The sequence below is a fragment of the Novipirellula sp. genome (assembly GCF_041583735.1).
Taxonomy (GTDB): Bacteria; Planctomycetota; Planctomycetia; order Pirellulales; family Pirellulaceae; genus Novipirellula.
On sequence record NZ_JBFHFD010000026.1, the window covers coordinates 22,510 to 31,410 of the forward strand.

The 8,901-nt window shown below is 54.8% G+C and carries 8 protein-coding genes and 1 pseudogene; 6 read left to right on the forward strand and 3 right to left on the reverse strand.

All coding sequences use genetic code 11. The features are described from left to right. The first annotated feature begins 127 nt into the window (after window positions 1-127). The 3 genes from ABX962_RS03970 (at window position 128) to ABX962_RS03980 (ending at window position 3,273) form a co-directional block, all read left to right on the forward strand. Window positions 128-346: a hypothetical protein gene (locus ABX962_RS03970; protein ID WP_372716836.1), complete on the forward strand. Its 219-nt coding sequence runs from the start codon at window positions 128-130 to the stop codon at window positions 344-346. Window positions 347-554: 208 nt separating this feature from the next. Continuing rightward, complete coding sequence (locus tag ABX962_RS03975) at window positions 555-989, forward strand: STAS domain-containing protein (RefSeq protein WP_372716838.1); 435 nt, start codon at window positions 555-557, stop codon at window positions 987-989. A 508-nt stretch (window positions 990-1,497) separates the two neighbouring features. Next, window positions 1,498-3,273 (forward strand): SulP family inorganic anion transporter, encoded by a 1,776-nt coding sequence (locus ABX962_RS03980; protein WP_372716840.1) that lies wholly within the window; start codon window positions 1,498-1,500, stop codon window positions 3,271-3,273. 442 nt (window positions 3,274-3,715) lie between these two features. On the opposite strand, the gene ABX962_RS03985 is transcribed toward ABX962_RS03980, so the two are convergent. The 3 genes from ABX962_RS03985 to ABX962_RS03995 form a co-directional block, all read right to left on the reverse strand. Next, window positions 3,716-4,711 carry a Gfo/Idh/MocA family protein gene (locus tag ABX962_RS03985; protein WP_372716842.1) on the reverse strand — a complete coding sequence of 332 codons (996 nt, stop codon included), beginning with the start codon at window positions 4,709-4,711 and terminating at the stop codon, window positions 3,716-3,718. 336 nt (window positions 4,712-5,047) lie between these two features. Continuing rightward, a complete protein-coding gene (locus ABX962_RS03990) occupies window positions 5,048-6,331 on the reverse strand; it encodes a Gfo/Idh/MocA family protein (RefSeq protein ID WP_372716844.1) in 1,284 nt (427 codons plus the stop codon). Window positions 6,332-6,467: 136 nt separating this feature from the next. Next, window positions 6,468-7,058: a peroxiredoxin gene (locus ABX962_RS03995; RefSeq protein WP_372716846.1), complete on the reverse strand. Its 591-nt coding sequence runs from the start codon at window positions 7,056-7,058 to the stop codon at window positions 6,468-6,470. 300 nt (window positions 7,059-7,358) lie between these two features. On the opposite strand from ABX962_RS03995, the gene ABX962_RS04000 reads away from it, so the two are divergent. The 3 genes and pseudogenes from ABX962_RS04000 to ABX962_RS04010 form a co-directional block, all read left to right on the forward strand. Further along, entirely contained in the window at window positions 7,359-7,946 is a 588-nt protein-coding gene (locus ABX962_RS04000; RefSeq protein WP_372716848.1) for a PDZ domain-containing protein, read from the forward strand. Window positions 7,947-8,220: 274 nt separating this feature from the next. Continuing rightward, on the forward strand, window positions 8,221-8,472 hold the full coding sequence (locus ABX962_RS04005; RefSeq protein WP_372716850.1) for a hypothetical protein: 252 nt from the start codon (window positions 8,221-8,223) through the stop codon (window positions 8,470-8,472). A gap of 128 nt (window positions 8,473-8,600) precedes the next feature. Further along, a pseudogene (locus ABX962_RS04010) lies at window positions 8,601-8,901 on the forward strand (hypothetical protein); the annotation flags it as partial.

An 8,901-nucleotide genomic window follows, 5' to 3' on the forward strand; every position in this document is an offset into this window, starting at 1 on the left:
GCACATTCGCAACATCAACGGAAATTTACCCCACTTCTATATCACTCTACTTCTTCCGTCGTCATTCGTTTCGGACGACAATATTGCGACCCAACAAGATCCAACCCAATAGCAACGAGGACGTCCTATGCATCAAATCAAAATGTTCAAAAGCGTGGATACCGAAGTCGCGGACATGGAGTACCAAATCAATCGCTGGATGCGAAAGAGTGGCGCACGTGTGATTTCGATCACTGGAAACATGTCCGGTTCGCCCAACTCGTCCGGAGGACCTTTAAGCAGTTTTGCAGCGAATGATGTGCTCGTGATCGTGCTGTACGAGGTCGATGCGCCACAGAAAGCGTAACCCGCAAAATGTGTAAAGCCGGAAAGCCTCTCGCAGTAGACTCTGGATGCATCTGAGCCAGGACTGCTGTCGATTCGCCGTGTTCGGTGAGACGTGATCGTTGAGGGGCGCCACGCTTTTGGTTGCCGATGGCTTGGTTTTCGGGTATGCTTACCCAAACTTACCGGGAATCGGTAATCCACTCTGCGAACAAAAAACACAGAGAAGTATGAGCAATTTAGGAAACGTCCCCATCAATCACACTGCGAATCCTGCAGATAAACCGCATCGAGATCTCTTTAAAAACAAAGGACCGGAACAGACCGTCTCTTGCTCGACCCAACAACTTAACTCCCTGAAAACCGCGAGAAAGCTCTCGCAAGACTTGGTTCGCTGGATGCGCTGGCAAACCGAATCCGAGCCACTCCAAAGCAATCCAGTCCAGACGTTGAAGCTGGACCTGGGGGGCGTCGACAGGCTAAGTAGCGTGGGGGTCAACGAGTTGATTGAGATCAACCGTAAAGCACGTAAATTGGGGGTAAAATTGATCCTTACCGAGGTCGGCGAAGCGGTTCAAGAAGTCTTTGCGGTGACGCGGCTAGAACGCATGTTTCATGTCGTTGAGTCTGATTCTGGCGAAAACCGATCGCTCGATCCCGCTTGAACGGGAACCAGTCTGATTCGCCGCGTCCGTTCATGCGGTTGCAGACGCGTTTATGCGGTTGCAGTCTTCAGCGCAATTCCAATACGGCATCTTGATCGCTGTTGGGGGGGATGGGCCGACCACTGCAATCCACGTGACCGTTACTTTGCGTGAACTCTTGGCTTGGTCTGAACTTTTCTTAACGCGGTCAGCGATGATGCGGTAACCCGGCATAGGCAACCTGTTTGGACCCGATGTTGCCCCCGCGGACGACGTAACGGGGACGATCTTCACGCTGATGCATCATTGCGATGCAATCGTCCTTGCCGTGCCTGATGAATGGTCGTCAAAGCGATGTTGACGGAAAATGGGTGAGGATTATAGTCCGCGGCAATAAAGCCACTGGTTTCACGCTGCTGGTTTCTCCGTCGATGGATTGGGTTTTGCCTAAATCAAGGATCTTAGCTGCGACGGTTCTCTACGTCCTTTCCCATATTCCGAATCGTTTTCGATCGATTTCTGACCTGCCATGCTAAATTTTTTCCGCTCACGAACCGCGACGGCCAAGGATGACTTGTTGTCGGGTTTGACCGTCGCTCTTGCCCTTGTTCCCGAAGCCATTGCGTTTGCGTTTGTCGCGGGAGTTTCCCCGATCATCGGCCTCTATTCGGCATTCTTCATCGGTTTGATCACCGCTGCGTTTGGCGGACGTCCTGGAATGATTTCGGGTGCAACCGGTGCGATGGCCGTGGTTGTTGTCGCGTTGGTGGCAACCCAGGGGATCGAGTATTTGTTTCCCACGGTGGTGTTGTGCGGCATGATCCAGATCGTGATCGGAGCCGCACGGCTCGGTAAATTGATCCGGTTGGTGCCCCACTCGGTGATGTTAGGGTTTGTTAACGGATTGGCGATCGTGATTTTCATGGCGCAATTTGGCAGTTTTCAAACGTTGGATCGAGCCAGCGGAAATTTGACCTTTCTCAGTGGCACGCCATTGATGGTGATGTTGGTGTTGGTGGCGCTAACGATGGGAATCATTTGGTTGTTGCCTAAGATGACCAAAGCGATCCCTTCGTCGCTGGCCGCGATTTTGACCGTCACGTTGCTGTCGGTGGGAATCAACCACTTGATGAAGAGCGAATCCGGTTCGGGCGAAAACATCGTGGCAACCGTCGGCGACATGCTGAACACGCAAGCTCGGGCCAAAGCGATCGCGGCCAGTCGGGCCGATGCTGACGAAGTCGCTGCCGACGAAACCAGCTCGCTTGACGTTTCGACCGTCGCCATGACGCCCCAGACGAAAAATCGTGTGGATGCCGTGAACGCGGTCGCAGCGGCTGCCAATGCCGAAGCAGCGGATGGAACCGAGAGCGAATCCGCAGCATCAATCAGTGGTGGACTGCCTCGCTTGTTCTTTCTTGACTACAAAATGCCGCCGATGAATTTCGATACGCTTTGGATCATCTTTCCATTCGCAATCACGCTGGCCGGTGTGGGGTTGATTGAATCGTTGATGACATTGACGCTGATCGACGAAATTACCGAGACGCGTGGACGTGGTAACCGAGAATGTATCGGCCAAGGGGCTGCGAACATTGTGTGTGGGTTATTCGGCGGGATGGGCGGATGTGCGATGATTGGTCAATCGCTGATCAACGTCAACTCGGGTGGTCGAGGCCGGTTGTCGGGAATCACCGCGGCAGTTTGTTTGTTGATGTTCATCTTGTTTCTAGCACCCTGGATTGAACAGATTCCAATGGCCGCGTTGGTGGGGGTGATGTTTATGGTGGTGATTGGAACCTTTGAATGGGCATCGCTGAAGATGTTTCACCGGATGCCGCTGAGCGATGTCGCCGTAATGGTGCTCGTTGCCGGTTACACCGTCGTGATGCATGATTTGGCAACCGCAGTCATCTTGGGTGTGATCGTTTCCGCGGTCGTGTTCGCTTGGAAGCATGCCGCCAACTTGGGTGCCGACATCACGATCAACGAAGTCGGTGGCAAGATCTACCAGCTGCATGGCCCATTATTCTTTGCTTCGGTTTCTTCGTTCAAAGACTTGTTTGATCCGGCAAACGATCCCGAAGATGTGGTTATCGATTTTTATTACACACGTGTGTATGACCAATCGGGCCTTGAGGCGATCAACACGCTAGCTGAGAAGTACCAGTCATTAGGTAAGCGTTTGCACCTGACGCATTTGAGCGCCGAGTGCCGTGATTTGCTCGATCGAGCAGGCGACTTTGTCGAAGTCAACGTTTCCGAAGACCCACAATATCACGTGGCCACGGACCGCTTAGGTTAGTCCGGACCAAGACATGGCGTAGTCCTGATCAATTCACGCTAAGGAACCGTTCGGAAATAACTTCGTCAGTTCAAAATGTTTCCCGAACGACACGAACCCTCCGGTGGCGTTTGGGCCGTTCCGCTAGAGCTTTACCGGAATGGGCGTAGGTCGGCCAGCTTTGGACGTAGTGGACGAGGCTACGAGTCCCAGCGACTTAGTGGCACGGCGGGACTCGTAGCCTTGTCCACGACAGAGGAAACACTCAACCCGCGTGATTTGTAACAAAATTCGAATGACGAAGTTATTTCCAAACAGCACCTAACGCGAGGCCGATCCGGCGTGCCGACGGTGAATTCAGCGGTGAGCTCACCGTTGCAACTGCGGTCATGCCGGATCATCGCTCCGCTGTGATCCGGCTTACACGTGCAACGCCATGTTGGGTTCCAATCGTCTCGAGCCGTTATTCCGCCAGTAACGCGTCGGCTTCCTTTTCGGCCTTGGCCATCACGTCGGCGATTCTCACGTATTGGCCGCCTTGGTCCTTGCTCTCCATCGCCGCTTGCATGAACGCATAGAGTTCGATGGTTTCGGCGGCATCGATCGGAGCCTCGTGAGTTCGAAAGAACTTCGCAATTTGTACAAGCAGCGGCTTGTAGCCAGCGTAGTCCCCCAAAGGCAGCACCTGTTTTTCGCCAAACGCGATGCCGCCGTATCCACTTTTGCCCGACTTGATCCCTCGAAATGTTGCGAGTCGTTGGTCATCCCATTGGCCCGTGGCAAGTTCCGCGGCGGGGGTGGATTCGTGTCGCACTTTTTCGCATCCAGGACCCATGCAAGCGTACAAGGCCTCGACACCGTGGATGCCATACCAATACAGATCGGTGTGCGACGGTTCGAGTGAACAGGGGCTGTAGGTTTGGCAGCCGAGAACTTTTCCAAATCCAGGCGATTTGATCTCGTCGATTCCGCTGATGTATCGCAGCGATGAACTGGAAAACATCGGCACGTTGTATTGTTTCGCAGCGCGATAGATTGCAACGACTTCGCTGAGGTTTGAACCGACCGGCTTGTCGATAAACACAGGCTTGCCCGCTTTGAACACCGCAAGGGCTTGTTCTAGGTGCGGTTTGCCATCGTTGGTTTCCAGCAGCACACAATCGACTTTCTCGAGCAACGCGTCGATCGAATCGACAATCTCGACTCCCATTTCTTTCACCGTTTCGGTGTACTTGGGGATACGACTCGAGCTCGATTCGATGTCGCGGCTGCCATAGGGATACGCAGCGACAACACGGCAATTCGCAAGTTCAGGCTGAGCCGGTTCTCGATTGAATTCTTTGGTAAACGCAATGGCATGCGAGGTGTCCAAGCCGATGATGCCGATCGATAGCGGTTCTTCGGCGGTCGCAGAGAGAGTGGAAAAGAGCATCGCGATAATGCAAAAGGAGGTTCTCATTGGATTGGCTCAGGGGAAAGCAAGGTGGGATAAAAGTGGTGAGATGAAACGGATTTGCGTCAGCATGATGCTTCGCGAAACGGAGGATTGTTTTTTGAGGCGGGCTGATAAGGATCAGCCGAAGGGGGGGAGGGACGGCGATTGTCCGATGTATTGAACTTAGGAACGCTTTCGGGGTGAGCCGCGCGGTCGCCACCCACAAAAATCACTCGCGTTCGAGTCTGGGGGGACCGTGCGGCGCATGCCATTGAAAAAATACCTGCGTCGCGGCACTGCGGATGGCAGCCGCCATCGGCAGTGTGGTTAGTAAATCGACCGCGAGGAGCCAAAATCGGCTTATGCTTTTCGAGGTTCCCAGCCTTTGGCATATTCACGGCTCCAAAGCTTGTTGGCTTCGTCGTTGTGTTCAATATGCCCGTTGGCGGGATTGGTTTGCAGGACAGTTCCGGTGCGGAAGGCAATGTTGCCCAAGTGGCACAACAGCGTGCTGCGGTGAGCTTCCTCGATATCCGCATTGGTTCGCCGTGGCGATCGGACGGCGGTTAGAAAGTCGGTAAAGTGGTCAGGGTCACCGGCAGGTCCGGAGTTCGTCGAGACCTCTTTGCCCTTCATGTCATAGATCGTGTAACCAGCACCACGCATCACCAGCGACCCGTTGGTGCCATGGATGCTGATGCCAAACCCGGTGTCGTGCGGGCCAAGCGGAGACCAACTGAGCCCTTCCCATGTGATCGTTTTGCCTTCGGGGAAATCAAAGGTGGCCATCATCGTGTCGGGCGTTTCCTGATCATCATCATGTCGATATTTGCCGCCGCCTGCGGTGACTCGCGTCGGGAAAGTGACATCAAGCGCCCAGCGGGCGACATCGAGTCCATGCACACCGTTGTTGCCCATCTCGCCATTGCCCCAGTGCCAGTGCCAGTGCCAATTGTAATGGACGAGATTGTCTTTGAATTCGCGGCGAGGTGCGGGCCCCTGCCATAGATCCCAGTCCAACCAATCAGGCGTGGGGGCAGGTTTTCCTTTGCCAATCGAAGCACGCCGATTGTTGTACCACGAGCGAGCGTAGAGGGTCTCGCCGATTTCTCCCGCATGGATCTTTTTGACCGCTTCGACCAACGCGGGCCAGCTGCGGCGCTGGGTGCCCATTTGCACGACACGATTGTTGCGTCGGGCGGCGGCAAGTGCCCATTCGCCTTCGGCCGCCGTGCCGCTACAGGGTTTCTCGACATAGACGTGTTTCCCCGCGTCGCACCCGATAATGGTCGCCGGTGCGTGCCAGTGGTTCGGAGCCGCGACCACGAGCGCGTCGACGTTTTTGTCGTCCAAGATATGTCGAAAATCGGTAACAATTTTGGGACGCTGTTGCTGTTTGGACGCCACCAATTCAGCGGTTCGATCCGCGGCTCGCGAGTCGACATCGCAGATGTAGTCGATACGAGTGTTGGGAAGCGCAAGCATGCCCGACGTGATTGCCCGGCCTCGTCCGTTGACCCCCATGATGCCAAGCGAGACCGTCTCGCTCGGCGTGGCGTCCTGCGCCGTAAGTGTCTTGGTCGCGGTCGCCGTAAACGCTGCTGCGGCCGCAGTGGACTTTAGGAATAAACGTCGATCATTCATACAGACTTCTCAGGTGGGAGTTAAAACAGGTGGGAGGATGTTTACAGGCCCGCGCAAATTCGGCTGATAATGCCTCGTCGTAACGGTGGGAAGGCGAGCCGTCTACGCCGCAATTTAACGCGAACGCTTGCGTGCGCTACTGCAGGTCTTTGACGACTTCAAGGATTTTGGCGGGGTCTTGTTTTGCTTGGACCTTGTCGTCCTTGTAGGCGATCTTTCCATCGCGATCGATGACGAATGTCCAGCGTTTGGCAGTCACATCACGTTTTAAAATATGTTCGCTACCATCGATCATCGCCTTGACCGATTTTGACCCGCGAGTGATCGGCACTCCAAACTTTTCAGCAACCTTGCCGTCAACGTCGGCCAGTAGTGGAAAGTTCAACTGATGCGCTTTCTTGAACCATTGGTGGTTTTGGACCGAGTCGCCACTGACACCAACGACTTCGACCTCTTGGGAAGCCAGGTCGGCCAACGTGTCACGATAAGCACAGGCCTGTGCGGTGCAGCCGCCGGTCATGTCGGCTGGGTAGAAATAAAGCACCACGATCTTTTTGCCAAAATGGTCGGCGGATTTCCATTGATTGCCCTTGTCATCTTGGACCGAAAACTGAGGTGCATCATCGCCAACGCTAAGCGAATCGCCCTGCTCTTTGGCGACCACCATCGGCAACGTCAACAAACTCAGAAGTACTAGACTGCCACACGCGGAAAACGTTCGGGACATAGAAAGTTCTCTATAGAGTTTTGGGGTTCGGTGTACGAATTGTAGTGGAAATTATAGACGATGTGGGTGTTGGGGTGGTAACACAAGAAAATGGTTTGACGGTATGCCGCGATCCGTCGCGAATTGGCGGGGCACCTGAAGGCTCGCTTTCGCCACTTTCACTGATATTTTAGTGCGATCGTGGGCGGGGCGGACGCTTGGATCCGTTAGACTATCCGAGGGGATCACAGGACATCGAGCGCCCGACATCGTTTTGCGGTTACCGCAGCGAGGTTGGCTCTAGAGGAGTTTATTGCTGGGATGATTGAAATCAAGCATGTTTTAAAGGCGGGGGGCACCGCCCGTGTGGCTGTTGCGGTCTGCTGTATCTCGGGGGCAACCTCGCTACGGGGTGACGATCCCGTGCCCCCCATTGCCATCGTGCCAAACGAGGCAGCGAAAGGGGGTACGGTGATGGAGGGAACCTTGCCGCCACCCCGAAAGACTTCCACAAAGCCGGACTCGTCCACCGCAAAACCAGCCAGCAATGCAGGAAAGGAGGACGGCGCCGCCAGAGTGGACCGGCCACGACTGGGGCTCAATGTGCATGCCGAACGTGCCGTGATTAATAAGGTTTATCCGGACAGCGGTGCGGCTGCGGCCGGGGTCCAGGCTGGCGGTCAGATTATTGCGATTGATGGTCAGCCGGTGAAAAACACGGCGGACTTGAAGCGGGTGATTCGCGAGCGGACGTCGCGTGACACGGTCACGCTGCAGGTGGTGTACGGGATGTCGACGAACCCTCGTGGCAGTGCGACTCAGACGCCATGGACAAAAACCTTTCGTGTGCCCCTTGGCAAACCCAAGATGATTTTTCTTGAGCTACCCGCGCCCGTGAAAGAAAAGTAATCGCGGAGCGTCATGCCCATCATTCGCTCTGCGTTGGTGCCGGTGCAGGCCGAGTCCATCGCAAACTCAATTATTTTTGTTTTTTGGCAGCCCGCGATGAAACTGCAAGCTAGAGTTTGAATACGGGTTAAGGAATCACGGCGTTTGGACCTCGGTTCAATCGAAGCGTGAACGGCATGGGGGGAAGCAATGCTGACGTTGTTTGTCGCAACTTTTTGTACATCCTCGGTTCACCAGTGACCGGTGGTGATTCTCACTCATTTCGTACGCTGCTATGGTCGATTCATTCGGGCTATCTCACCGTCCTCACGCCATTCTGGAAGCGGCTCCGCCGCATGTTTCGGAGGTGCAAGATCCCTCCAAGAGCCGCTTGACGCAGCGGAGCGACGACCGCGTCGCTGATACGCTCCCTTCGGGGCGTCCGCCCGCTCCGAATACTCCAGGAAACACTGCCGTCGAGCTTGTCAACAAAGCGGTCGAATTGCAGCAGCAGCTGGCCGCCGGCTATCTCGACATCATGATGTAATTCGCGGAGTCACTTGCTAGCAAGTCATCGGTGTGCTTGGCGTTTCTCGAAAACTGATCTCGCTCTGGGGCCGAGAAGTTGAGACAACCGCAGTACTGACTGAAGCTCCCATCCGAACGGAATCGAACATGCGAAATCTGATCATCCTCGCCATGTTAATCGCAGGTGCATCCGCCGCAGGCTGGTTTCAAATCCAGCGCGACGGCGAATATACGCGTATTGATATTAATCGCGCTGAAATCCGTGAGGACGCGAGACGGGCAATCGACAAGGGACGTGAAATCCTTGATCGCCGTGATGCACAGAATTCGGGCTATCCGGCCGACGAAGCTACACCGGGGCAAACCAATCCGCCTAATTACGATCCAGGATCCTATCCGAACCAAGCCGATTCGTACCAATCGCAATACAGCGATTACGGCACCGGCA

Coding starts and splice junctions, on each gene's coding strand:
- ABX962_RS03970 (WP_372716836.1), top strand. CDS start 128: ATGCATCAAATCAAAATGTTCAAAAGCGTGGATACCGAAGTCGCGGAC.
- ABX962_RS03975 (WP_372716838.1), top strand. CDS start 555: ATGAGCAATTTAGGAAACGTCCCCATCAATCACACTGCGAATCCTGCA.
- ABX962_RS03980 (WP_372716840.1), top strand. CDS start 1,498: ATGCTAAATTTTTTCCGCTCACGAACCGCGACGGCCAAGGATGACTTG.
- ABX962_RS03985 (WP_372716842.1), bottom strand. CDS start 4,711: ATGAGAACCTCCTTTTGCATTATCGCGATGCTCTTTTCCACTCTCTCT.
- ABX962_RS03990 (WP_372716844.1), bottom strand. CDS start 6,331: ATGAATGATCGACGTTTATTCCTAAAGTCCACTGCGGCCGCAGCAGCG.
- ABX962_RS03995 (WP_372716846.1), bottom strand. CDS start 7,058: ATGTCCCGAACGTTTTCCGCGTGTGGCAGTCTAGTACTTCTGAGTTTG.
- ABX962_RS04000 (WP_372716848.1), top strand. CDS start 7,359: ATGATTGAAATCAAGCATGTTTTAAAGGCGGGGGGCACCGCCCGTGTG.
- ABX962_RS04005 (WP_372716850.1), top strand. CDS start 8,221: ATGGTCGATTCATTCGGGCTATCTCACCGTCCTCACGCCATTCTGGAA.